Here is a 361-nt window from a genome sequence, read left to right as displayed (position 1 = left end):
CTGGATCACCTCCTTTCTAAGGAAGCTGTGGAATTGGAAGACGATCGGTTCGCCGATATGACCTTTCCCGTGCTTTTTAGAACATAGATCGGATCAGTCAGATCACGATCGAAACGCAATACGCCACATAGGTGCTTGCATCATGATGGTATGGCGAGAGCCGCCGTCCACGTTTCTCTTTCTCACAAGGATACGAACCACGCCCGCTTGTCGTTTGCGTCGAGCGAATGTTGTGTGCGTGCTTTACCCAAGATGGGCCCGTAGCTCAGGTGGTTAGAGCGCACGCCTGATAAGCGTGAGGTCGGCAGTTCGAGTCTGCCCGGGCCCACCATTCTCTTTGGAGAATGGTTGTTTGTCCTGA

General features: G+C 52.9%; 1 tRNA gene. It reads left to right on the top strand.

Annotated elements, in window-relative coordinates:
- Nucleotides 1–254: 254 nt before the first annotated feature.
- A tRNA-Ile gene (locus tag IB264_RS35745) sits at nucleotides 255–331 on the top strand.
- Nucleotides 332–361: the final 30 nt, after the last annotated feature.

The sequence above is a fragment of the Ensifer sp. ENS11 genome (assembly GCF_014851895.1).
Taxonomy (GTDB): domain Bacteria; phylum Pseudomonadota; class Alphaproteobacteria; order Rhizobiales; family Rhizobiaceae; genus Ensifer; species Ensifer canadensis.
Note: the sequence above shows the minus strand (reverse complement) of the source record. Positions and strands in the feature narration are given on the sequence as shown.